The 23,415-nt window shown below is 40.8% G+C and carries 24 protein-coding genes; 3 read left to right on the top strand and 21 right to left on the bottom strand.

Going from position 1 to position 23,415, the window contains the following annotated elements; genetic code table 11:
- Nucleotides 1-4: 4 nt before the first annotated feature.
- Both JXR81_06720 and JXR81_06715 read right to left on the bottom strand, forming a co-directional pair.
- The gene (locus tag JXR81_06720) at nucleotides 5-1,651 is read right to left on the bottom strand and encodes an AMP-binding protein (GenBank protein ID MBN2754545.1); all 1,647 of its coding nucleotides are present in this window, start codon (nucleotides 1,649-1,651) and stop codon (nucleotides 5-7) included.
- 172 nt (nucleotides 1,652-1,823) lie between these two features.
- Entirely contained in the window at nucleotides 1,824-3,479 is a 1,656-nt protein-coding gene (locus JXR81_06715) for a DUF4139 domain-containing protein (GenBank protein MBN2754544.1), read from the bottom strand.
- 170 nt (nucleotides 3,480-3,649) lie between these two features.
- Here JXR81_06715 and JXR81_06710 point away from each other — a divergent pair, with 170 nt between their 5' ends.
- From JXR81_06710 to JXR81_06700, 3 genes are all read left to right on the top strand, one after another.
- Nucleotides 3,650-3,979, top strand: a complete 330-nt coding sequence (locus JXR81_06710) for a hypothetical protein (protein MBN2754543.1) — start codon at nucleotides 3,650-3,652, stop codon at nucleotides 3,977-3,979.
- Nucleotides 3,980-4,036: 57 nt separating this feature from the next.
- A complete protein-coding gene (locus JXR81_06705) occupies nucleotides 4,037-5,065 on the top strand; it encodes a 4Fe-4S dicluster domain-containing protein (protein MBN2754542.1) in 1,029 nt (342 codons plus the stop codon).
- 275 nt (nucleotides 5,066-5,340) lie between these two features.
- Nucleotides 5,341-6,732: an MFS transporter gene (locus tag JXR81_06700; protein MBN2754541.1), complete on the top strand. Its 1,392-nt coding sequence runs from the start codon at nucleotides 5,341-5,343 to the stop codon at nucleotides 6,730-6,732.
- A 3-nt stretch (nucleotides 6,733-6,735) separates the two neighbouring features.
- Here the strand turns inward: JXR81_06700 and queC are convergent, their stop codons facing one another.
- From queC to JXR81_06605, 19 genes are all read right to left on the bottom strand, one after another.
- The gene (gene queC, locus JXR81_06695) at nucleotides 6,736-7,407 is read right to left on the bottom strand and encodes a 7-cyano-7-deazaguanine synthase QueC (protein ID MBN2754540.1); all 672 of its coding nucleotides are present in this window, start codon (nucleotides 7,405-7,407) and stop codon (nucleotides 6,736-6,738) included.
- Nucleotides 7,408-7,667: 260 nt separating this feature from the next.
- Nucleotides 7,668-8,522 carry a hypothetical protein gene (locus JXR81_06690; GenBank protein ID MBN2754539.1) on the bottom strand — a complete coding sequence of 285 codons (855 nt, stop codon included), beginning with the start codon at nucleotides 8,520-8,522 and terminating at the stop codon, nucleotides 7,668-7,670.
- A gap of 213 nt (nucleotides 8,523-8,735) precedes the next feature.
- Entirely contained in the window at nucleotides 8,736-8,999 is a 264-nt protein-coding gene (locus JXR81_06685) for a hypothetical protein (GenBank protein MBN2754538.1), read from the bottom strand.
- 1 nt (nucleotide 9,000) lies between these two features.
- Nucleotides 9,001-9,270, bottom strand: a complete 270-nt coding sequence (locus JXR81_06680; GenBank protein ID MBN2754537.1) for a hypothetical protein — start codon at nucleotides 9,268-9,270, stop codon at nucleotides 9,001-9,003.
- 399 nt (nucleotides 9,271-9,669) lie between these two features.
- Entirely contained in the window at nucleotides 9,670-10,365 is a 696-nt protein-coding gene (locus JXR81_06675) for a ComF family protein (protein MBN2754536.1), read from the bottom strand.
- Nucleotides 10,366-10,390: 25 nt separating this feature from the next.
- Entirely contained in the window at nucleotides 10,391-11,482 is a 1,092-nt protein-coding gene (locus tag JXR81_06670; protein MBN2754535.1) for a glycosyltransferase family 4 protein, read from the bottom strand.
- 6 nt (nucleotides 11,483-11,488) lie between these two features.
- Entirely contained in the window at nucleotides 11,489-12,517 is a 1,029-nt protein-coding gene (locus tag JXR81_06665; GenBank protein ID MBN2754534.1) for an SDR family NAD(P)-dependent oxidoreductase, read from the bottom strand.
- A 137-nt stretch (nucleotides 12,518-12,654) separates the two neighbouring features.
- Complete coding sequence (gene rfbD / locus JXR81_06660; GenBank protein ID MBN2754533.1) at nucleotides 12,655-13,500, bottom strand: dTDP-4-dehydrorhamnose reductase; 846 nt, start codon at nucleotides 13,498-13,500, stop codon at nucleotides 12,655-12,657.
- Nucleotides 13,501-13,512: 12 nt separating this feature from the next.
- Nucleotides 13,513-14,505, bottom strand: coding sequence for a dTDP-glucose 4,6-dehydratase (rfbB, locus tag JXR81_06655; protein MBN2754532.1), 993 nt, complete (start codon nucleotides 14,503-14,505; stop codon nucleotides 13,513-13,515).
- Nucleotides 14,506-14,889: 384 nt separating this feature from the next.
- The gene (locus tag JXR81_06650) at nucleotides 14,890-15,345 is read right to left on the bottom strand and encodes a dTDP-4-dehydrorhamnose 3,5-epimerase family protein (GenBank protein ID MBN2754531.1); all 456 of its coding nucleotides are present in this window, start codon (nucleotides 15,343-15,345) and stop codon (nucleotides 14,890-14,892) included.
- Between the two features lie 18 nt (nucleotides 15,346-15,363).
- Nucleotides 15,364-16,095, bottom strand: coding sequence for an NTP transferase domain-containing protein (locus JXR81_06645; protein ID MBN2754530.1), 732 nt, complete (start codon nucleotides 16,093-16,095; stop codon nucleotides 15,364-15,366).
- Between the two features lie 127 nt (nucleotides 16,096-16,222).
- Nucleotides 16,223-17,113 (bottom strand): hypothetical protein, encoded by an 891-nt coding sequence (locus JXR81_06640; GenBank protein MBN2754529.1) that lies wholly within the window; start codon nucleotides 17,111-17,113, stop codon nucleotides 16,223-16,225.
- Between the two features lie 31 nt (nucleotides 17,114-17,144).
- Nucleotides 17,145-17,576: a hypothetical protein gene (locus JXR81_06635; GenBank protein MBN2754528.1), complete on the bottom strand. Its 432-nt coding sequence runs from the start codon at nucleotides 17,574-17,576 to the stop codon at nucleotides 17,145-17,147.
- A gap of 208 nt (nucleotides 17,577-17,784) precedes the next feature.
- Complete coding sequence (locus tag JXR81_06630) at nucleotides 17,785-18,360, bottom strand: hypothetical protein (protein ID MBN2754527.1); 576 nt, start codon at nucleotides 18,358-18,360, stop codon at nucleotides 17,785-17,787.
- Nucleotides 18,361-18,446: 86 nt separating this feature from the next.
- On the bottom strand, nucleotides 18,447-19,157 hold the full coding sequence (locus tag JXR81_06625) for a hypothetical protein (GenBank protein ID MBN2754526.1): 711 nt from the start codon (nucleotides 19,155-19,157) through the stop codon (nucleotides 18,447-18,449).
- Nucleotides 19,158-19,325: 168 nt separating this feature from the next.
- The gene (locus JXR81_06620) at nucleotides 19,326-20,615 is read right to left on the bottom strand and encodes a hypothetical protein (GenBank protein ID MBN2754525.1); all 1,290 of its coding nucleotides are present in this window, start codon (nucleotides 20,613-20,615) and stop codon (nucleotides 19,326-19,328) included.
- A 396-nt stretch (nucleotides 20,616-21,011) separates the two neighbouring features.
- Nucleotides 21,012-22,139 carry a hypothetical protein gene (locus JXR81_06615; GenBank protein MBN2754524.1) on the bottom strand — a complete coding sequence of 376 codons (1,128 nt, stop codon included), beginning with the start codon at nucleotides 22,137-22,139 and terminating at the stop codon, nucleotides 21,012-21,014.
- A gap of 419 nt (nucleotides 22,140-22,558) precedes the next feature.
- Nucleotides 22,559-22,888, bottom strand: coding sequence for a DUF86 domain-containing protein (locus JXR81_06610; GenBank protein ID MBN2754523.1), 330 nt, complete (start codon nucleotides 22,886-22,888; stop codon nucleotides 22,559-22,561).
- Nucleotides 22,885-23,169 (bottom strand): nucleotidyltransferase family protein, encoded by a 285-nt coding sequence (locus tag JXR81_06605; protein ID MBN2754522.1) that lies wholly within the window; start codon nucleotides 23,167-23,169, stop codon nucleotides 22,885-22,887. Before JXR81_06605 ends, JXR81_06610 begins: the two co-directional genes overlap by 4 nt.
- Nucleotides 23,170-23,415 lie beyond the last annotated feature (246 nt).

Raw genomic sequence — 23,415 nt, 5'->3', positions numbered from 1 at the left:
ATATTCAGCTGTACAGGAACCTTTTTATTTTCTTAGAAGGCGTCTTTTCAAATTCCTGCGCGTGTATTTTAACGGCGGATACCTGGCTGTAAACCGGCAGCTGCGCGTTAAGTTTTTTTCTTATATTTTCCATCTCTTTTTCCAGCCCTGCTTCGTCAAGCCCGTCTTTATCAGCCGCGTCCATATCCGGAAAAATAAGCGCTGTTATTTTTCCGCCCCTGTCCACCACAACGCATTCGCTGACATAACGCATGACTGAAAGTTTTGTCTCTATCTCTTCGGGATAAATATTATGCCCGGAAGGGCCAAGTATCATGTTTTTTGACCTGCCGCACAGCGCGATATTGCCTTCGCTGTCCATGGTGCCAAGGTCGCCTGTCTTTAACCAGCCGTCCACAATTGTATCACGGGTGGCCGTCGGATTCTTATAATACTCTTTCATAACGCTTTCGCCTTTAAGCAGAATCTCGCCGGGGACCTTTGCCGGGTCCGGCGAATCTATCCTTGCCTGAAGGTAGTTTATAAGTTTTCCCACTGTTCCTTTTTTATGTTCTTTCCAGTTCGCGTAAGAAACAAGCGGGCCGCATTCTGTCATGCCATACCCAATGGTAAAAGGAAATTTTATCGACTTAAAGAAATCATCCACTTCGGGGCTTAATGACGCGCCGCCTATTATTATTTCCATGAAGTTTCCGCCAAAAACATTCACTATCTTTTTTCTAATCACCGCTTCAATACCTTTACCCACAACCGGCACGCTTAACAGAAATCCTGTAGGTGTCCCGTCTATGCTTTTTTTTATCTGATTTCTGTAAATTTTTTCAAGCACAAGCGGCACAGAGAGGATAAGCCTTGGCTTTATTTTTGCAAACGCCTCTACCAATACCGTGGGCGAAGGCAGCCTGTCTAAATATGTAATGTGGCATCCCGCCGCTGTGGGAAATAAGAATTCAAACGCGCAGCCAAAAGAGTGCGCCAGCGGAAGAAACGACAGCACATTATCGCCCGGTTTTAAAGGCATGTTATCCATGGCAAACCTTACGTTAATATAAAGGCTGCGGCGGCTTAACACCACACCCTTGGAAAGCCCGGTGGTACCGGACGTGTACACAATGGCGGCGGTTTCACTGTCAGCGATGTCGCGCATGAAAAAATGTTTGGCTTCTTTCTCCGGTTTTTTCCTGCCAAAGATATTTTTTACCGCGGACACGGCTTTCATTAATAAAGCTGTTTTTTCATTAATGTATTCCCTCTCCATTGTGTCTATCCTGTACGCGGCGGCAAGTTTTTCGGTTTCAGTCAGATCAAGCTGTCCAAGTATCTCTTCAGAAGCGAATAAAAGCACGGAGTCTGAATGGTTTATTATATGCTGAATTTCCGACGGTTTAAAGTCCGCCAGAATAGGCACTATCACGGCGCCGTATGTTATGGCAGAAAGGTAAGTAAGCACCCAGTTTGTGCTGTTGCGCGCGGCAAGGGCTATCTTGTCCCCTTTTTTCAATCCCGCTTCGGAAAAAGATTCATGCATCTTGGCCACTTTTTCCGCGGCTTCAGCGTAAGTTATTGGTTCTTTGCCGTAATCCGAAAAAGCCGGCAGGGCCGCGTTCTGTTCAAAACTCTGCCTGTAAAGTTCCGATAATGTCTCCGCCATATACCCTCCGGTTATCCAATAAACTTTTATCCCATATCCCATAAATAAATACAAACAATGTCAATTGTTAGCATCACTTGTCATCTTTATTTATGGTTTATGGCTTTATATTTATTAACTTCTTTTATGCTTTATTTATTGGTTATGGGATATCTGTTTATGGGATAATTTATTACAACCCTTCCACATTCATATCTTTCGGATATGTCACTTTTACCCTGTATGTTATAACCTTTTTCTGCCCTGCGCCAAGCTTGAATTTAAGCGTGCAAATTCCCTTTTCATCTTTTTCCACGCACTCTTCGCTTGCTTTGTAAACTTCAACTTTAATCTTATCGTGCTGCGATACGGGCATAGGCTCTTTAATTTCAAGCTGTGCCTCTTTTTTATTGAAATTTTCAACTGTTATCTTAAAGCCGTAATCAGCGCCGTTGTCATTGCCAAAAAGGCCGCGGTCCCCGGTTTTCTTATCTGTTATTTCCCTCTTTATTTTTATGTTCTCGTCTATTCCGAAAGAGACTGTAAGCTTGTCCCCTGTGTTTATCACTTTTCCTATCTGCTGTTTGCCGGAATAGTCGCCGTCAAGATACACGGCCATCTCGCCCGGCATAAGCGACAGTTCGTCCTTATTTTCTATTTCCGCGGTAAGGTAAGCCGCATCGTTCCGCGAAGGCACGGCCGAATAATACATTCCGGCAGTGTCAAATTTCATGTTTTTTAAAAATACGCTCTTGGGCTCCCCGTTTGACGGGACATTGAACCTGCCCTTCATTTCCACCTTCATTGAAAGTTCGTTTTCCATTATAGCGTTGTACGCCGCGGGCGCTTCCGCGTAAGCTTCTTGTGCTTCAGCCATTACCGCGGTGTCCATTGCCATCGCCGCAGGTGCGGCTTCCGGCCTGCTCATCATCATCTTAGCTTTATAAACCTGGCGCTCCCTTAAAATCCACGGCGCGGGTTCAGGAATATTTATATTGTGCTGCTTGTTTCCGGTGGAAACCGTAAGTTTCACGTTTTTCCATTCCTCGCCGGACTGCTGGTAAACCACAGCATTATAAGCCACTTCAGCCGCGGAAACGGCAGGCGTATAATTCGCTTCATACGAAGGGTACCAACCCGAGTTATATACGGCGTACTTAACGGTTATTCCCGCGTCAGCTAAAACAGCCGAAGAATCCACCCTTATAAAAAGCACCTTATTTCGCTTTAAGTTTCCAGCGCGGACTGATGAAAGTTCAGATTCAATCACAGCTGCTTTTTCTTTTAATTCCTTAAGTTTCTTTTCACCCGCGCGTTTATCTTTGTATGCCTGCTCTAACCCTTTGACGGCAAATTTAATTATTGAATCCAGGTTGGTTACAGATACGTCTTTTGTTGCCAGCGCTTTTGAAACTTCATCCGCGGACTTCGCGTTAATTGATTCCAGCGCCTTTATCTTTGACTCATTCACCTTAATTTTATCTTCATACGACACTATTTCAGCTTTTATCGCTTCAAGAGAGGCCCTTAATTCTTTTTCTTTCTGCTCAAAAACAGCCTTGGATAGAACTTCTTTATACTCAAACTCTTTTATTAAAAAAGCTCCGTCGCCGGCTTTTTTCACCGAAAGGGTGTTTTCCACCATTCCCACGGGAAGGTCGGTTATTGCAAGAAGGGTTTCGCCTTTGGCAAGGGATGCGGTAAAATTTCTTTCCACGTATGCCGTGTTTGAATACACGGTAACGCCGGATATGGGCGCCTTAATTTCTGACGCATTTTCAAATCCCGGTATGGCCGCGTACAGCGAAACACACGAAAATAAAGACAGTATCATAATAAGCTTTTTCATATTATTACCTCCAAAAGTAATTAATACGCTAATTTTACACCCGTTAAACCTTATTTTCAATTTAATAATATGCAAGTATGCTATTGCTTTATACTGCGGATAAATTATAATTAAAGATATACGAAGTTTGTCCGATATATAACAAAGAATCTGCAATAAGGAGCATTAAATTGGCGCTAAAAAACTGTGAAAGATGCGGAAGGACAATGGATACAGGCCAGTCATCGGCAACTGTGTGCCCTGACTGCCTTATGAAAGACGGCATGGACCTTGGAAAAGTGACTTTATACTTAAGAAAAAACCCCCTTGCCAGCGTGTCTCAGGTCTGCAAAGATACCGGCGTCCCCTTTTCAACGGTCAACCGGCTTATAGATAAAGGCACGCTTAAAATTTCAAACAGGCCCAACTCTTCTGTGTGCAGGTTCTGCGGAAAACCGGCAAAAGACAGCGTATGCCCTTCCTGCCGCGACAAACTGAAAAATTCCGGCATAATAAAATAAATTTTGCCAAATATCCAACCGTCCAAGCCTCTAAGCATCCAAGCGTCATTTTATTATATGTCCGGCACAGGCAATTCATTTAAGACTGCCGTCTGGGCGGGCGAAAAATTAAAGGAACACGGCTGTGCTGCGTCTGTTACGCCATTTGAAAAAGCATCCCTTAAAAATAATCCTCCGTCAAATGAAAATCTTACCGGGCTGTTTTTCCCGACTCACGCGTTTACCGCGCCATGGCCGGCTATAAAATTTGCCCTTAAAATGCCGCGCGTGAAAAAAGCGCCCGCGGTTATTATCGCGTGCCGCGCAGGAGCTTATTACGGGCCGCTCCCGCTTCCGGGAATGGAAGGCACTGCGTGCCTGATTATCGCGTTAATACTTCTGCTTAAAGGTTATGACATACGGGGTTTTGCCGGAATGGACATGCCGTCAAACTGGCTGGCAGTACACTGGGGGATGACGGAAAAACACGCGCAGTATTTTTACGGCAAAACAAAACGCGAAATTTCCGCGTTTATAGGCATGATTACTTCAGGCAAACGGGTATTTAAGGGTATACCATCATGGATAATGGGAACAGCGCTTATTCAGATAAGTTTCATGTATCTTATCTTCGCGCGTTTTATGCTTTCAAAAATAATGTTTGCCGATGAGAAATGCACAAGCTGCGGCATCTGCGCCGCCAACTGCCCTTACGGCGCTATTATAATGAAGGGTGAAAAGATAAAAAAACCATATTGGACGTTTAAATGCGAAAGCTGTGAAAGGTGTATCGCCTTCTGCCCGGAAAAATCAATTCAGGCCGCGCATTCATATATTATTGTTTTGTGCTGGGTTCTTTACGGCTTGGCAGCGTCCGTAACAGCACAGGTAGTGCTGCCCCTGCATATGTCGGAAAATTATATTACCGCAATGTTATTTCAAATCGCGTACACACTTGGATTCTTTTATATAGGCTATCACATATTATTTTTTCTTACCCGTTACAAACCTTTCGCGTGGTTTTTTTCCCATACCACCTTTACAAAGATATACCGGCGCTACCATCAACAGGACACGACTTTGCGGGACTTGAAGAACGGGAAATAGAATGCCGAGGGACGTAAGAACAGCGGTTTAAGCTATAAGCAATTAAGCAGAAGCGGAAAAGGTCAGAAAAACATGATGGACGGATGGACGGGAAAAATAAATCTAAATCTACTACCGCGGGCTAAAGACCCGCGTCTACCAAACCTCCAAGCCTCCAAGCATCCAAGCCTCCAAGCATCCAAGCCTCCAAGCATCCAAGCCTCTAACCTTCCAAGCATCCAAGCATCTAACAAAACATCTTTTATTATCCCCTTATATACGGTATATTTATCATTATGATTAACGAAAACACTCCCCACGAATATGACAGCGAAACAAAAAACGCGGCGCTTATATCGGCTATGATAGCGGCTTTTTCCATGTCATTTATGGGTTCTTCGCTTAATGTGGCATTACCTTCAATAGGCAAAGAATTCGGCGTAAGCGCCCTTTTTCTTGGCTGGATAGCCACATCCTACCTTTTAAGTTCGGCAATCTTTCAGGTACCATTTGGGCGGCTTGCCGACATTTACGGAAGGCGCAGGTATTTTACCGCTGGCATGATAATTTTTACATTATCATCACTTGCCACCGTTTTTGTTACAAACGTCGTTTTATTTATTACGCTGCGAGTGGTTCAGGGCATTGGCGGGTCAATGGTATTTGGCACGGGTGTGGCAATTTTAACATCTGTTTTTCACGCCAAAGAAAGGGGCAAAGCGCTTGGCCTTAACGTTGCCGCGGTTTACACGGGGCTCTCCGCAGGGCCTTTTCTGGGCGGCATTCTTACGCAGAATTTGGGATGGCGTTTTATATTTCTGGTAAATACGCTGATGTGCGCGGCGGCTGTTTTTTTTGCCGCCTTTAAAATGAAAGGCGAATGGGCGGAATCGGGCGGCGAATCTTTTGACCTTATCGGCTCTTTAATTTTTGCGCCCGGAATGTTCTTCTTAATATTCGGACTGTCTTCATTGCCTTCTAAAACAGGCGCCGCGGCGCTTATACTTGGCATACTTCTTCTTGTGCTGTTTGTTATTGTGGAGTTTAAGATAAAACACCCTGTCATGAATATGAAGCTGTTTTTTCACAACGCGGTCTTTGCCTTTTCAAATCTGGCCGCGCTTATACATTACGCCTCTTCTTTCGCGGTCTCTTTCCTTTTAAGTTTATACCTGCAGTACGTAAAAGGTTTCTCTCCGCAGGCAGCAGGGCTGGTGCTTATGATACAGCCTGTAATTATGATGACGTTCGCGCCTGCGGCAGGAAAACTGTCGGACAGGTTTAACCCCGGTAAAATCGCGTCGTCCGGAATGGCAATGACGGCAGCCGGCCTTTTAATGCTTGTCTTTATAAACGCGCAGACCCCCGTATATTACACGGCAGCCGCGCTTATTTTTATAGGCTTTGGGTTCGCGTTTTTCTCTTCGCCAAACACCAACGCGGTTATGAGCAGCGTGGAGAGAAAAGACTATTCAATAGCGTCAGCCGCGCTTGGAACAATGAGGGTGACAGGCCAGATGACCGGCCTTGCCATAGGGATGATGGCGCTTTCAATATTCATAGGAACCGCGAAGATAGAACCTTCAAATATGGGCGAATTTATAAAAGCCGTACAGGCTGCGTTTATGCTGTCAGCCGCGCTGTGTATTGCTGGGATTTTCGCGTCACTTCAGAGGAATAAAAAATAAACTTCAGCTTTTATTCAGCGGGTCAGCAATTCCGGCTTCTTTAAACCCTTTAGCCCTAAGTTTACACGCAGGACATTTACCGCACGGCAATTTATTACCTTCATAACAAGTGTGAGTGTATTTCATCATATCAAGTACTCCCAAATCCTTCGCCAGAAACACCGTCTGCATCTTGTTTTTGTTCAGTAAAGGAGTATGAATTTTTACAGTGTATTCCATCCCAAGAGACAGGCTTTTTTCCATTGAACGAATAAACTCTCCCCTGCAGTCGGGATATCCGGAATAATCCGCCTGCGACACGCCTATTACGATATTTTCCGCTTTGTTAACATAGGCATAAGCCGCGGCAGCAGTTAAAAACAGGATATTCCTGCCCGGCACAAAAGAAGCCGGAAGTTTTTTATTTATTTTATCGTGTTTGTTTATTGATGATATTTTGTCAAGCAAAGCGGAATTTTGGATGGCTTCGTACTCTTTAACAACAATAACCGTGTGTTTTACCCCGGCAAGTTTGGCAATTTTAGCCGCGCTTTTAAGCTCTATTTTATGGCGCTGTCCATAGTTAAAACTTACAGCCATAACGGTTTTAAATTTCTTTTTCGCCCAAAAAAGTGCAGTCGTTGAATCCTGCCCGCCGGACAACAACACAACGCATTTTGAATTATTTTTTTTCATTTATCTCCGCCTTAAGTGTTTTAAGGATTTTACTATTTAAAACCTTTACGGTCAACAACCATTGGTGTAGGTGTTTATAACCTTTTTAATGTAGAGACGCATCATGATGCGTCTAAGATTTCGTTTTTGAAAAAAACCGAGACGCAATATATTGCGTCTCTACGTTATAAAAGAAATTTATCGCTTCTGCTTATCTGCATTATGCTTAATCTGCTATGGTTTCCGCCTTGGTAGCCGCGTCCTTTTAGGGCGCGTGGTTTTTAAATTTCTAAAACAGCCATCACGGCTTCGCCGTTATGATTTATGCCCGTTATTCTTATTCCGTTATTCACCCATTCAATTTTTTCTATTTTCATTATCGCTTTATCAAATATTTTAACAGTCTTACCGGGATTCTTTGGTTCATTATGAAAATTTAAAACAACCAACTTATTACTTTCAATACCTGCAACTATAAATGCCACTACATCCGAGTTTTTCCATGCAAAATCTGATGATATGCCTATATCGCCGCTTTCAAATTTATAAACTTGAACTATTGATTTTTCGTCAAATTTCAAACCTTGATTACCAGCCAGGGATAACAGATTAACCGCCGGCTTTATGAATTCAGGAGCCCCTCTTGGCGGTAATTGTATATAAATTATTTTATCTGCAGATTGTGAAATACCGAAACTCGCCCCTAATAAATTAAGAATAACACTTCCATCTTTTAACGAAAAAAAATCCAGTTGTTCATATCCCTTGCTTTTGTCGCAGCGACAGAATAGTATATTTTTATTCACAATATCCAAATCTAATAATTCATAGCAATTTACACCGCTATTTACTGTAAGTTCTAATCGCCCGTTTTTGGCATTATGGACATATACATCATAAATTCCAACGCTTTTTTTCTTAGCATATAATATTTTCTCTTTAAACAAGGAAAACTTGACATTAAGTTTTTCATCCGCGTCATCATTGATAATAATGGTGTTTTTAGCTTTCTTTAAAAAGATTTTGTTACCACTGACAATTAATTCGCCGTCAACAGATTCAGCACGCAGTGATGAAAAGGATAACGCAACAAAAACAATAGCCGCAACAGTTGAAAATATTGTTATTCTTTTCATCCCAATTCCCTTTGTTTTGATATTTTACAATTATAATGACATGTTAGCATAATTTCTTAAAAAAAGTGGTGAGATTTAGGATTAAAAACAAAATCGTATATTTTTAACGACGTATTCAAAAACCAACTGCCGCGGGCTAAAGACCCGCGTCTACCAGGGCAAATACAAAACCGAGACACAATGTATTGTGTCTCTACATTAACAAATTATTAATTAAAACAAACATTTAAAATCCGCAATTACGATTTTCCCGTCTTTTAAAACAGCAAAAGCAATTTCAAAATGGTTTTTATCATTATAGTGAACTTTTTTTATTCCCAGCTTGCTGTCATAAACTACATTTATTATACCGGGGGCATTATTAAAGGTTTTAAGCCTGGATAACGCAAGGATGATTCTGCAGAATATTTTTTTCTTTTGCCCTGTCAGCATATTATATTTTAATAACGCCTGCTCCAAAAAAGATATTAACTCCATATTACTTTTTTGCCATTATTCTTGGTTTGGAGGGTATTTTTTTGCCTGTTACTTCAGAGAAACCTTTAGCTGATTTTAATTTTTCTTCAAAGTTATCAAACGCGGATTCAAAGTTAAACGAATCTTCTTTAAGCTCCACAATCCTCATCTCATCCAGCATGGCGCGTTCAAGTAATTTGTGTATTTTATACCCTTTTTCATCACAAAAGTTCCTGAATTTATCCCTGACGTCCTTATCTATCTTGTTTGTAAAGGTCGCAAGTTTCGCCATATCATTCACCCCGTATATTGTCAGTTTTTGTTTCCATACAAAGTATACCCGCACCATAATTCAAATTCAAGTACAAAATAATTATTTCTTACGTGTTTTTTATTTCTAAAAAACGTGTTGTTTAACCCAACTGTCCCTGCTTCTTTCGCTCGTAAACTCGCTTCATCGCAGGGATCTACGCTCACAGGCTCGCTTCGACCGCGGGCTAAAGACCCGCGTCTACCAGGGCAAATACAAAAACGAGACGCAATATATTCCGTCTCTACGTTATAGAGCACACCATAAACAACGCACCTTAAAAGGTGCGGCTACCAGTTCTAAACCGTCCCTCTGTCCTTCCGTGCATCCGTCCCTCTATCTTACCAAGCCTCCAACCATCCAAGCCTCTAAGCCTCCGGCTTACAAAGTTCTTGCCGCCGTTAAACATATCACTTTCCCCGCGCCGGATTTTTTTAACACGCGTGCGGCCTCGTTTAACGTGGCACATGTGGTGGCGACGTCATCAACCAGCGCGATTGGCATGCCTGTTACGTCACACGAAACTTTAAACGCGCCCTTTACGTTTTTTGCCCTGTCTTCCCTTTCCAGAAACCTCTGCTGCTGCGTCTCTTTTACCTTTATCAAAGCGTTAATTACTTTATTGCCGCTTAGCTTTGCCACCTCTTTTGCCAGCACTTCGCTTTGATTATAACCGCGTTCCGCCCCTGTTAACCTGCTTACCGGTACAGGTACAAAAACAAATCCGGTTAAATCCACATCCGCATTATTCATAACATATCGCGCAATCACTTTACCGGCTTTGGTTTTCTGATGAAATTTCAGGGAGTGTATAAGCGCCCTAAGCGCGCCTTCGTACGCGCCGGCGGAGCGCGCGTAATCAAAGTGCCGTTTATTCACCCTGCATGGCCCGCATTTATCCACGTGTTTTGAAGGCAGTGAAATACCGCATACTTTACAGTAGTTTTTACCGATTGGTTTTATGGACTTGTAACAGGAAGGGCAGACATACCCGTATTGAAAATCCTTTATATACCTGCCGCAGTTTGCGCATTGTGTGGGATAAAAAAGGCTTAAAAGCCCGTTTACAAACTTCATCTTTGGCCCTCTATGTTTTAATATCTTACAGCAGCGCTTTACACAGCGCTATTATCTTCCCCGCTATTATTTCATTTGTATAATTTTCGCATACCCGTTTGTATCCCTTTTCAATAAGCGCGTTATATAACTCTTTATTATTTAATTTTTCTATTGCCTCGGCAAGGCCAAAAGGGTTGCCTTCCCTGAAAATAAGGCCTGCGTCTGCTATGACATTTGGTATTTCACCGGAGTCAGAGCCGATTACGGCTATTTTTGAAGCGAACGCCTCTATCAATACCCTGCCAAACTGTTCTTTCCAGCCATGAGTGGTAATTGACGGCAGCACAAGCACCTGCATATTTTTTATAAACGCGTTAAGCCGCGCTCTGTCCATAAACCCGTGAAAAATAACCCGCTCTGATACATTATACTTTGCGGCGGAGCTTTTAAGCGCGTTTACATATTCTTCATCTCCGGTACCTATAAGATTTAAGTTAATACCTTTAACCTTTGACACCGCTTCAATAAGCGTGTCTATTCCTTTTTCTTCTATAAGCCTTCCTATATATACAACTTCTTTAATACCTCCGCCAAAACCGCAAGCCGGAGAAAAATCATTAACATTTAAACCGTACTGCGGTATTACTTCAACAGAGTTTATAAAACCTTTTACTTTAAGAATGTCGGCGCCTTCTTTATTGCCTGCCACCGCCGCATCCGCGTTTTTAAGGCAATATCGCTCTATTTTATTGTAGATAAAGTTGTAGCCGCGGTGGATGTTTTCCCAGGTGAAAAATACGGTTTTTTTGCCCGCTTTTTTCGCGGCTTTTATAAACTGCGCGCAGGCGGGGATAAAAGCATCCTCTTCAAGGTAAACAATATCCGGATTGTATTTTTTTATTATTTCGGACGCGTTAAGGTAAAAATGCATAAGGTGGTTTTTAAACTGTACCACTTTCCCGGTTTCATACGTTATGGATGTATTGCCCGTATAAACAGGCGCGTCTATTCCGCCTTCCGGCCAGTAAGGAGGGGTTACAAGCACAATTTGTACGCCAAATTTTTCCGCCATCAGACACAGCTTCTGCTGGTGATATTCAAGAACCGAGCTGTGCGATACAAAAAGTATTTTCAAAGCGTGTTATCCTATATCAGTAAACAGGTTCTTGTGTTCTTTCACCCAATCGTAAAGTTTTCTTACACCCTGCTCGGGGGAGGTTTTAGGCTGCCACTTTAACATCTTTTTTGCCTTTGCTATATCACAGACAAAAACAGGCTGGTCTCCCGGGCGCCACGGCCCAAACTTTGTCGGTATCTTTCTGCCGAAGAATTTTTCCAGAAATGCCAGAAGTTCCAGAAGCGACATTGTGTTTTTGGGCCCGCCGCCGATATTAAAGGCCTGCCCTTTTACTTTATCTATGTTTTTAATCGCCGCTTCATACGCGTCAATTAAATCATCTATGAACAATACATCGCGCACCTGTTTGCCGTCGCCGTAAATTGATATTGTCTTGCCAAGTGTTGCGGCAATGGTAAACCATGCCACCCATCCCTGGTCTTCTATGCCAAACTGGCGGTAGCCGTAAATACAGCTCTGCCGGAACACAACTGTCCTTATGCCGTATATCCTGCAGTAATCTATCATGTACTGATCCGCGGTTCCCTTGCTGCACCCGTAGGGGGAGTGAAAATCCAAGAGCCTGCCTTCGCTTATGCCTTTTGGGTAATCCCTGTAAGCGTATTTGCCTTTTTTTTCAACTATCTTAATATCGGTCATTCCGCCGTAAACTTTGTTAGTGGAAGAGTAAATAACCACAGGGTCTGCTTTTGTGTTTCTTATGGCTTCCAGCAGATTGAAAGTGCCAAGCGCGTTAATTTCAAAATCCTCGCGCGGGTCAGTGACAGAAGTGGTAACCGCCACCTGCGCCGCGTAGTGCAGCACCACGTCAAAATCTTTGTTCTTTTTAAAGACTTTTAAAAGGTCATCATATATACGGGTATCGCCTTTTATGAATGTCAGGTTTTTATATTTTTTTAACATTGAAAGGTTCCAGTCCGTACCCCTGCGCGACAGGTTGTCAAACACGTACACATCGTGGCCTTGTTTTAAAAACCGCTCCGCGGCATTAGCGCCAATAAACCCCGCCCCGCCTGTAATTAATATTTTCACATTCCACCTCAAATTTTTAATATTTTTATTTTCTCTCTTCCATCTGTCTTTCGCTTTATCTATTGGTTATGGGATATCCGTCTATTGGATAACGCTTTATCTATGGGATATGGGATAAAAGTTTATGGGATAAATACTTATTCCCCAAACTTCGCCCTTATATACCTTTTAAGCGCATCGCGCCATCCCGGCATTATATCCTTGTCAATCAATCCTAAGTGATAATTTCTTAAAGCGGAAAAAGCCGGCCTTTTAGCGTCCCTTTTCCACTGACTCTGGTTTACCACTTTAACCTTGCCGGGTTTGTGCATTATTTTTATTATCTCTTCCACCATCTCCACGCGCGAACAATATCCTTTATTGGAAGCGTGAAAGACACCGCACTCTTTTGACGTAATCATAAATTTTATAAGTTCCGCCAGGTCCAGCGAAAAAGTTGGGGAGCTTACCATATCTTTTACCGCTATAATTTCATCGCCTTTATTAACGCCGTTTACAACGTAATCCACAAAATGGTTGCGCCTTTCGCCAAACACCCACGCCGTCCTTAAAATTACCCCGTCTCCCAGTATCTCCCTTACAAACCTTTCGCCTTCAAGTTTTGTTTTACCGTAAAAATTACACGGGTTTGGGGTGTCAAATTCGGTATATGGTTCGTTTTTTGTCCCGTCAAAAACATAATCAGTGCTTATGTGAATCATACGGGCGCCGTGTTCTTTGCAGGCTATCGCGATATTTTTAGGGCCAATAGCGTTTACTTTCATCGCGTGGTCATTATCTTTTTCACACGCGTCAACATCTGTGATAGCGGCGCAGTTTATAACCACATGCGGTTCTTTTTTTGCCATGTATTCAAGAACTTCGCCAAGGTCTGTTATATCCACGTCCTTGCTTGAAAGCGCGCTTACCGCGTATGTTTCATCGCATACTTTTTTTACATCCGAACCTAAAAGGCCTGTACCGCCAAAAATAGCTACTTTCATCTTTCCTCCGTTTTACTTATATGCTTTCTTAAAATAATCCTTAAACGCTTTGCCTTTTAACGCGGACCACCAGTTCTTATTTATTACATACCAGTTGATTGTAAGTTTTAAAGCTTCGGTAAATGTGTGCTTTGGCTTCCAGCCAAGCTTTTTAATTTTAGCTGACGACAGCGCGTAACGCCTGTCATGGGCAAGCCTGTCTTTAACAAACTTCATGATGGACACGGGCTTTTTAAGCTGCTTGATTATGGTCTTTGCCACAAGTATATTGGGTTCTTCCACGTTTCCGCCCACGTTATAAACCTCGCCGGGCTTTCCTTTTCTGAATACCGTTTCAAGGGCGGCGCAGTTGTCTTCCACGTATATCCAGTTGCGAACCTGTTTCCCGTCGCCGTAAAGCGGAAGTTCTTTTCCTTCTATCGCGTTGGTAATAAAAAGAGGAATGAATTTTTCCGGGTGCTGAAAAGGTCCAAAGTTATTTGAACTTCTTGTGACAATAACCGGAAGATTGAATGTTTTAAAATAAGCAAGCGCGATAAGGTCAGACGCGGTTTTGGACGCAGCGTAAGGGCTTGTGGGTTCAAGCATGTCTGTTTCCACAGACTTGCCTTTCTTTACGCTGCCGTAAACTTCATCAGTGGAGATATGAACAAACCTTTTAACGCCGTGTTTTTTCGCGGCCTCAAGCATGTTCATTGTGCCGCGAACGTTTGTATCAACAAAAACACCCGGGTCAAGAATAGAACGGTCCACATGGGATTCCGCCGCAAAATGTACAACGGCATCAACACCCGCAACCGCCTTGTCAACAGCCGCAACATCACGGATGTCGCCTTTAATAAATGAGAAATTTGGATAGTTTTTAAATTCGGTTATGGTGTCCGGGTTTGAAGCATAAGTCAGCGCGTCAAAAACCGTGATTTTATATTTCGGATACTTCTTAAGCATAAGACGTGTAAAACAACTGCCGATAAATCCCGCTCCGCCTGTGATTAATATTTTCAAGTTATCCATTCTCCCTATTCGCTTTTGTTTTGTTCTTTCACCTTTCACCTATCGCCTATCTCGTTCTATGTACCGTTCTGTCACCTTTCTACTATCGCCTTTCTCGTTCTATGTTTTCCCAATCTTCCAATTTCTAATCTTCGGTTTTTGTTTTTTTTAACAAATTGCTATTTCACTTCCACTGCCGCGGGCTAAAGACCCGCGTCTACCAAACCCATTGCCTTCCTGAGCCGCCGTTCTTTTTCGCCCCGGTAGCCGCGCCTTTTAAGGCGCGTTGTTTTAAACCAACTGCCGCACCTTAAAAGGTGCGCCTACCAGATCTATTTCCCGCCGGGCCGCTGTTCTTCCAAGCCTCTAAGCATCCAAGCCTCTAAGCATCCAGAACTACCGATCTTTCCTGCTCCAGTCGTACGGTATTTCGCTTCCGTGCGCGGGCAGCCTGAATTCGTCCGGTTCTTTCGGGTTGTATGTTTCCGTGGGGGTATTGATTATAATTGCTTCATATTCCGAAGCCCCTTTAAACCCGTGATAAACATTATTGGGAATCTGCACCATCTGCATATTATGTTCGCCTATAAAAAATTCGTTTATTTCGCCTTTTGTCTTTGAACCTTCACGTGAATCATAAAGCACAAGCTTTATCATGCCGCGCACGCATACAAAACTGTCAAACTGCTTTTTATGGTAATGCCACGCCTTGGTTACACCGGGCATTACAGTTGTCATATATACCTGCCCGAATTTTATAAACATCTCATCGTCATTGCGCATCATTTCGGCAAGCCTGCCGCGTTCATCACACATTACCTTAAGCTGTTTTATCTTCACTCCGTCAATCATCTTATCCTCCGCAGAACTTTATATTTTATTCGCGCCGCTTTTTTTCACAAGTATGTTTGCTTCCAAAAGCGCGTCTTTAGATTCACCGCTGTCCATCCACCATCCGTCAAGCACATCATGGGTCATCATCTTTCTGTTTATGTAGGCGTTGTTTACGTCGGTAATTTCAAGTTCTCCCCTTTTGCTGGGTTTTAATTTTCCTATTATATTAAAAACTTCCGGCGGGTAAAAATATATACCGATAACAGCAAGGTTAGAAACAGGGTCTTTGGGTTTTTCTATGATTCTTTTAACTTTCCCGTTAACCACTTCAGCCACGCCGTATTCTTTTGGATTATCAACTTCTTTAAGGATTATTTTCGCGCCCTTTTTCTGTTTCTTAAAATCCGCGGCTGCTTTTTTTATGTTCTTTTCAATTATATTATCCCCAAGCACAACCACCATTTTATCATTTCCCACAAATTCCTGCGCGGTCCGTAAAGCGTCTGCTATCCCGCCTTCGCCGTCCTGATAACCATAATGAAGGCGCTTTAATCCAAACTCTTTTCCGTTTCCCAGAAGCCGTAAAAAATCCCCCGAATTACTCCCGCCCGTTACCACCATAATATCTTCAATCCCCGCGTTTACAAGCATCTGAATAGGGTAATATATCATCGGCTTATCATAAACCGGCAGTAAGTGTTTATTGGTGATTCTTGTAAGGGGATGAAGCCTTGTACCAAGCCCCCCGGCCAGAATTATCCCTTTCATACATACCTCCAAACTTCATTTTTACCTATATTTACAATGATTATAACAAATAGGCAGTATTTTGCAAATGGTTAAAAGGGGTGCATAATCACCTAAACCATGGTTAAACAGATTATATTTGCCAATTCTACTTATTTAATCCAGTTTCCCGCAAGACCCATTCTTCAAAACTAACACTTTGATTCTTATAAGTAATAGTTTTCGTCCAAGGCGCGATAAAATCCTTACCACAAACTAAATCAATTTCTTTTGTACAATTATTAAAAATAATATCCAATTCTTCTTTATCAGTTTGAGGGAAGGCATAACCCAAAGATACAACTTTATCCGCAGATTTTATTTTTTCATTGCACTTTATATACACCGAGCTATACACATCTCGAGGTATGCCAAACCACTTCATAACATATTTAATGTATGAAACTTCTACATAACCATTCGCCCAATATATAGAATCTGTAAATCCTTTATCCTTATCATAAGAATGTAGATTAACCGATCCCATTGGCTTTAAAAGCTGGCATTCAAATTCATCCTTGACATAAACCTCACCATATCGAGCGCCATTTCTGGCTTTATATCCATTGTTTATTAATGCATCTTCAATAATTAAATCGTAATTAAAAGATATAATGATATCTTCCGGTTTAAAAATTTTTGTCACAAACAAATCATGAAATCTAATAGTTGAGGCATGATGTGACCTGTCATAAAAATACCATACAATCATCTGCATTAACTGTCTATCGTATTCATCAGAATAATTTTGTTCTGTATACCAATTTAAATACGTTTCAATACTAGTACTCATTGAGACCTTTTTGAATTTTTCAAATCTTTCCAGAAATGGTCTATGAAAATCATTTGGCAACTCATAACCGACTTTTTCTTTAGAACAATCAACATCTAAAGCCGAACTTGCAATTTTTTCGTTTATAACCGTATCAAGGAAATTATGAGTAATTGGTATACCCGTATATTTCGAAGCCCCAGAACCAAATATGTAAACCGTACTCATAGTTTTCTCCTCTATTAGTATTTATTGACATTTATTTCTTTACCCACAAAATCACATCACAGTTATCCCACGGTATAGATTCAGTACGTGTCAAACCTACGCTAACAAACCCAATACGCCATTCAAACATTTCCGCCATACACACCTGCATATTTTTACCTTTAAATTTAAACGTAAAAAAGAGAAATTCATCCTCATCATTCTTTACATAAAGACGGTAAGGTTCAACCTGCCAATTCACTCTATAAGCTAATTTGCTGTCAGGTTGTCTAATATATGACTTATCTATTGTAAAGATTTTCCGCCCCTCCACATACCACTCACCGATAATTTTCTTTTTCATTGAATTAGTTTTTAACTCTTCAAAAAAACCAATTTCACCACAATACGCAGAAATAACACACAATACAAAAAAACATATCATCCATAAACTTTTGTTATTGAATATTAGTTTTCCGCTCAAGCATCACCTCATAAACATAATTTTTGCACCATAGAAAAATAACCAGAATAACTCGCGGCTCATGCCAAGCCTTAAAAACAGAATGTAAATCTATTACTGCTTTTAAAAAATATTTCTTTTCCTGTATCTTTCCGGTGTTTCAAAAACCGATAAATTTTGGCTACAACTTCAAAATCAAAGCCGATTTTCGCTTAAAAAAATCACAATATTACTTTCTCCCCAAATCCGGAATCTGCCATTCCGTTTCTGTAAGCTCATCGACAATACTTTGCCTGTTTTTTAATATCTTTTCAAAAAACACTTTCATATCTTCATTATTTTTGTCTTCCAGATACATACGTTCAACATATTTAACAAGCAGCATACCTTCCGGCTCATTTTTAAACAACATTACATTCCTTTCCGCAATTGTCCATTCTTTATCAGAGAGCACAAAATCATAAATAGCCTGCTGTGTATCATCTTCTTTTACATATACCACACCGTTTGCTATCGGGTCTCCGTCTGCATTTCTTTGTTTAATTTCTTCGTGTTTAGCAAAAGCCTGAGATTTCGCGCTCCCCAAATCACCCTTATAATAATAAACGGCAACCATTTTTTCAAAATTCTTAAACGTTGTATCTTCAGGTATGAATTCAGCAAGGAATTGACCGTTGTTACTTTCAAGGCTTGCCCTTACAAACGTTTCGTCCTGAAATTTTATCTCTTTCGTGTATTCTCTATTTACGGATGACGCAATAAAAAGAAACGAAAAAAGCAAAACAAACACAATACTTTTTCTCACAATCTACCCTCCCGTGATTATAAATCTTTTAATTATTGTACGTTCGACTCTCCAAACCGTCAATTTGAAATACCATTTAAACAGCCCTATTTATCACCCTGATAAACTCCAAGCAGTTTCTGAATCTGTATAAAGTAAGATTTATAATATTTTCCATCGGCTTTAAGTTTTGGCCTGTTAACTTCGTTCAGCTTAACTTTATACTCCGGATTAAAAATAATATGTGAGAAAAACTGATAAGTCAGTTTTTCAGCCTTTGACAGCTTTTTAAAATCAACCTTTTCAAGTTCTTTGTCCTTTGCGCGGAAGATATAAGCCTGAATTCCCCTGTCAAGGTCGTAAGTATAATAAAACAGCCTTTCCTTAAAATTCGTGGGGTCTTTAGACGTATTGCCAAACTCCAGCCATGGAAGTGTATCGGCAACAAAATGCATAATCGGCTCTTCCTCTACATGGAAATAATTATAACTTCCCATATTATAGTCATTCTTGACCAAATCGCCATTTTTATCATATACAGCTTCCGCATAACCGCCTTCAACCTTTTCTTTGGAAATAAAAGTTTTGTTTCCCGTTTCACCGCGCATTTTATGAATGTTATTCTCAAACGTATTTTTAAGGATAAATTTAACGGCTGACAGTTGATATTCATCAGGAACATAAGAACGATCAAATTTTATCTTTTTAAAATTTTCAGAGTTATATATATACGCAAACATTCCTTTTGCATATACCCCTGATACAAACAAACACATAAACATAACAGCCAGCTTAACCACCCGCCCATATCGTTTCATTTTTTCTCCTTTTATTAAAAAATTAAAACAACCCGTACCGGGCTTCTCGCCTTCACAATGCTCCGGCGGATAAATGAAAATAAAAAACAAAAAAATATTACCCTCAAAAAGCGCCATTAGCTGCTGCTTCTACGATCAAATTATAATTTTTTTACTGCTGATTTAAAATTAAAAATACCACTTGCTATCAACCACAACCATTATAGTTTCCCAATCACTCAGATTCTCTTCAAGCAAGTAGTAATAACTAATATGTTTTACCGCAATGTTGATATCACCGTAGTCCAGCTTATATCCGGCGCCAAAATTAATATTTAATATCCCTGTATTAGCCTCACCTTCGCTTATATAATCAATCAACTCATCATCTATATTATAATATTCATCTGACTGAATTGCATAACCGACTCCGGTTCTGAAAGTAAGTTTTTCTGTTGCAGCCCATTCAAGCCCCAGTTTTCCCGTATAACAATCCGTTTTAAGGTTATATCCCTGATTATAATAGAAATTATTCTTGTTGCTTCCCCAATAATTAAACTCTGCAGGTATTAATATATTTCCCGGCACTTTAACAGAAGCGCCTGCCGAAATGCTGTATGTCGTCTTTTTAGCGCCATTTTTATCTGAATACAAATTGTATTGTCCGTCTATTCCCACATTAAAAATGCCAAGATTCTTTTTTAAAACAGACTTAACGTCAAGTAATAGCGTATCATCAAAGATTATTTTTTCGTATGTTCCATCAAACCAATTTTCTCTATATTCCGCATATCCAAACCCCGCCCCTATGTTAAACAAAAACTCTATGTCTTCAGGGGCTGTTTTAGATACCGCAAAGCTTAACCGTAACGTTTCATCATTTAAAGTCTGCGTACTAAGTACATCATTATATGAATATGAAACCGCAGTTTTATTCCCCACAGCCAAAGAAAACAGCCAGTCAGTTTTGTCCTCCGGAAGCAAAGACAGAGAAGCATGATAAAAAGATTTGCCGACATTTTGATGCATTTGCGTATCATCGACGAAATAATAAGCCCCGCTAAGACCCGCTGACAGCCTTCCGATTATTCTTCGGGCAATTTCAACAGCCCCGCCTAAATATTTCTCCCTATAAGGAAACCCCGCGTATGGTTTAACCGAAACAACCGTATCTTTGTCAAACCAATACACTATTCCAATGTCCCCTGTATATATTAAAGTCTCTGCATACAGTTCCTTTTTGTCTATAAGATGCGTTTCCCATCCAAAATCAACAGCAAAAATGTTCTGCACAGGCCTGTTAAGCAAAGACGACACATAACCGGCGTAATAGCTGTCATTCATCCTGCTCTGGCCAGGTATGGCCGTGCTTTGATCCCCCAACGACGAAATACGCGCCGCCCCGCCGTCATAATACGAATCCGCAAATACGGATGTACTGATAATAATACACGCAGCTAAAATTAATATCCTTCTCATCTTCCCTCCGCTTTTTCAGTCAAACATAACAAACTTGAACCGGGTAGTACCGCCACCCGGTTGATTCTTTTCTCATTCTTGTTGCTTTATAAAAACCCGATACACTTTATCAAGACACAATAAAAAAGTACTTTCTACTTTCAAGGTCCGGCGCCTGTTTGCATTCTTTTTTTATGACATCCGAACCTTTACAAACCGTATTAAAACCCTTCAAAATCATTTAGTATACTTACAAGTATAGTAATGCAAAGTATATTAAACATCAAATACGAGTAAAACACTTATATTTAAAATTTCCTGTTTAAAACAATATTAACCGTCATCAGCCTTTACGCTTTTATCAAACTCCTGCTATTATATTGCTTTCAAAGCCCGCAGCCGTTTTTTCTTTTTTCTTTATTCCGAATACCATACATCATCATAAGTATTAGAACCCGCGGCAACCCATATTTTTTTATCAAACGCAAAACAGGCAAATCCGCCCCTTCCGCTGAATCCAGCATCGCTTGTGGACCGCACCCAGTTTATACCGTCCACAGACCACCATACATCCGCAAGCATACTTCCGTTATAACCGCCTATCACCCAAATTTTATTATCATAAACAATAGTTTTATGCAGATACCTGCCGGAAAAACCGGCAGCCGAAGTTTCAAGAGTCCATGTAATTCCATCATAAGAACTCCAGACATCGTTTTTATAAGTTGATACGTTATTCCCGCCTATAACCCACATTTTATTTTTGAAAACAACACTGCTGTGTCCTCTGCGTGTGGAAAAAGCGGAACTTGCTGTTGCATTTGTCCATGTTGTACCATCTACACTGTTCCAAACATCATTTTTAAATACCCCTCCTGTTGCAAATCCGCCTATAAGCCAGATCTTCCCGTTATAAACCAAAGAACTGTGGTTCAGCCTGGCACCAAACCCCCCATTTGAGGTATTTTGAGTCCATGTCACTCCGTCAGAAGAACTCCATACATCAGGACAATAATTACCTGTAACAGCATTGCTATAACCGCCAATAATCATCATTTTATTATTATAGACCACCCCGGAATGGCTGTGCCTTCCGGGAAAAGCAGCACTGCTTGCCACGTTCTGCCAGTTTATGCCATCAGCGGATTTCCACACATCCTTTTTATATTCACCTGATATCAGCCATATAAAACCGTTATAAATTAACCCGACAGTACTTTGCCTTATTCCATATCCTGCATATAAAGAACCGCATTTCCAGGCAGAACCGGGCTGAGGCGTGGAAGTAACTGTATATGTAGGTGTATTTTCATATGTTGAAGTCATTGTACTTGTGGGAGTAAAAGATAAAGCTTCAACCGCATATGTTTCCTCTGCCTGACGGGTTTCCGTCTGCCTTATTTCTGTTACAACAGTCTCCTGTATTGCCGCTGTGGCACGGACATCCGGAGCTCCGGGAACGGTAGGATCAACTGTTTTTTTGCACCCATAAACAAAAACAATAATTACAATTACTGCAAAAATAATTCCTGATATTTTCTTCATTTACCCTCCTGTCCCTATACAGAGATTAATATTTTTTACTTATACACTTTTTTATCTTACCCGTTTCTTATCCCCGCAGCTTATAAGGACGGTTTTTACGCTTTTGGGCATTTGTTTTTTAACTGCCACACCCTCATTCTGATTTTCCATTTTCCCTCCCGCATGTTAATATAACAACAAATTAAAATAATTATACGCCTGAGAGGCGAAATTTGGAATATAAAAAAACAGAATAACGGATAAAATTAAAATTACAGGATTTTAGCGGAACTTTACACCCAAATTACTTTTATCTCCCCTTCCACTTCCTTAAATTCCTTATCCCATACCGCCAAAAACATTACAATCAGACAACGTGTCTATCGCCTTTTTATATATTTGATTATAACTTTACGATTAAACGGCTGAAACTTTTTCCTTTATAATTTTATCTTCCCCAGCATTTCCCGCAGTTTTGGCACATCCTTTGTCGCGGTTAAATAAACCGCCTCTATATCAACGCCAAAATAATCATGGATTAACTTATCCCTCATACCGGCCATATCTTTCCAGGAAATTTCCGCATGGCTGTTTTTCATTTCATCAGATACTTTTTTTGCCGCTTCCCCTATAATCTGAAGCTGCCGGATAACAGCGTCAATAACCAAATTTTTTAATTTGAACGTTTCGTAATCTATCCCGTTTATATATTCAGTTACCCTGTCACAGGAATCAATTATATGCTTTATATATAAATTATTATTTTTCATTCACTTACCATCAGAAGTTCATTTTCAATGCTTTCTCTTATGTACGGGCTTAAAGACCCGTCTGTAATCAGATCAACTTTAGTATTAATTGCTTCCCCAAGCTCCCGCTCTATTCTGGACAGTTCCATAAGGCTGTGCGGCGAGGCAAATTTAACAAGAATATCTATATCACTTGTTTTGGTTTCAGAACCTATGGCATATGAACCAAAGACAGAAACTTTAACAGCGCCTTCTTTTTTCAGCATTTGGCTTACTATTTTTAGCTTTTCTTCCCTGCTCATATTTCACCTCTTTAACAATTTTACCTTAATATAGCGCAGTTGGTCAAGTTAAGCCTTATCCTTTACAGTTACCTGCAAACCTAATTACCCCTTACAAATATCTTGCCCCTGCGGAGAAGTTTTGTGTTCTGCCCGTGTTCATAAATAAGATAATAATAAATTCCGGGGGAGACTTTATCGCCCCATTGATTAATGCCATACCAGTAAATCACAGGTTCTTTCGGCCTTGCAGACCACACATATTCC

This window comes from Candidatus Goldiibacteriota bacterium (genome assembly GCA_016937715.1).
Classification (GTDB): domain Bacteria; phylum Oederibacteriota; class PGYV01; order PGYV01; family PGYV01; genus PGYV01.
Note: the sequence above shows the minus strand (reverse complement) of the source record. Positions and strands in the feature narration are given on the sequence as shown.

What these genes read in the sequence shown, in the direction of transcription:
- JXR81_06705 (MBN2754542.1), top strand. Translation starts at nt 4,037, where the DNA reads ATGTCCGGCACAGGCAATTCATTTAAGACTGCCGTCTGGGCGGGCGAA.
- JXR81_06645 (MBN2754530.1), bottom strand. Translation starts at nt 16,095, where the DNA reads ATGAAAGGGATAATTCTGGCCGGGGGGCTTGGTACAAGGCTTCATCCC.
- JXR81_06620 (MBN2754525.1), bottom strand. Translation starts at nt 20,615, where the DNA reads ATGAGAAGGATATTAATTTTAGCTGCGTGTATTATTATCAGTACATCC.
- JXR81_06700 (MBN2754541.1), top strand. Translation starts at nt 5,341, where the DNA reads ATGATTAACGAAAACACTCCCCACGAATATGACAGCGAAACAAAAAAC.
- JXR81_06610 (MBN2754523.1), bottom strand. Translation starts at nt 22,888, where the DNA reads ATGAAAAATAATAATTTATATATAAAGCATATAATTGATTCCTGTGAC.
- JXR81_06680 (MBN2754537.1), bottom strand. Translation starts at nt 9,270, where the DNA reads ATGGCGAAACTTGCGACCTTTACAAACAAGATAGATAAGGACGTCAGG.
- JXR81_06685 (MBN2754538.1), bottom strand. Translation starts at nt 8,999, where the DNA reads ATGGAGTTAATATCTTTTTTGGAGCAGGCGTTATTAAAATATAATATG.
- JXR81_06615 (MBN2754524.1), bottom strand. Translation starts at nt 22,139, where the DNA reads ATGAAGAAAATATCAGGAATTATTTTTGCAGTAATTGTAATTATTGTT.
- queC (MBN2754540.1), bottom strand. Translation starts at nt 7,407, where the DNA reads ATGAAAAAAAATAATTCAAAATGCGTTGTGTTGTTGTCCGGCGGGCAG.
- JXR81_06675 (MBN2754536.1), bottom strand. Translation starts at nt 10,365, where the DNA reads ATGAAGTTTGTAAACGGGCTTTTAAGCCTTTTTTATCCCACACAATGC.
- JXR81_06605 (MBN2754522.1), bottom strand. Translation starts at nt 23,169, where the DNA reads ATGAGCAGGGAAGAAAAGCTAAAAATAGTAAGCCAAATGCTGAAAAAA.
- JXR81_06625 (MBN2754526.1), bottom strand. Translation starts at nt 19,157, where the DNA reads ATGAAACGATATGGGCGGGTGGTTAAGCTGGCTGTTATGTTTATGTGT.
- JXR81_06650 (MBN2754531.1), bottom strand. Translation starts at nt 15,345, where the DNA reads ATGATTGACGGAGTGAAGATAAAACAGCTTAAGGTAATGTGTGATGAA.
- rfbD (MBN2754533.1), bottom strand. Translation starts at nt 13,500, where the DNA reads ATGAAAGTAGCTATTTTTGGCGGTACAGGCCTTTTAGGTTCGGATGTA.
- JXR81_06715 (MBN2754544.1), bottom strand. Translation starts at nt 3,479, where the DNA reads ATGAAAAAGCTTATTATGATACTGTCTTTATTTTCGTGTGTTTCGCTG.
- JXR81_06690 (MBN2754539.1), bottom strand. Translation starts at nt 8,522, where the DNA reads ATGAAAAGAATAACAATATTTTCAACTGTTGCGGCTATTGTTTTTGTT.
- JXR81_06640 (MBN2754529.1), bottom strand. Translation starts at nt 17,113, where the DNA reads ATGAGTACGGTTTACATATTTGGTTCTGGGGCTTCGAAATATACGGGT.
- JXR81_06720 (MBN2754545.1), bottom strand. Translation starts at nt 1,651, where the DNA reads ATGGCGGAGACATTATCGGAACTTTACAGGCAGAGTTTTGAACAGAAC.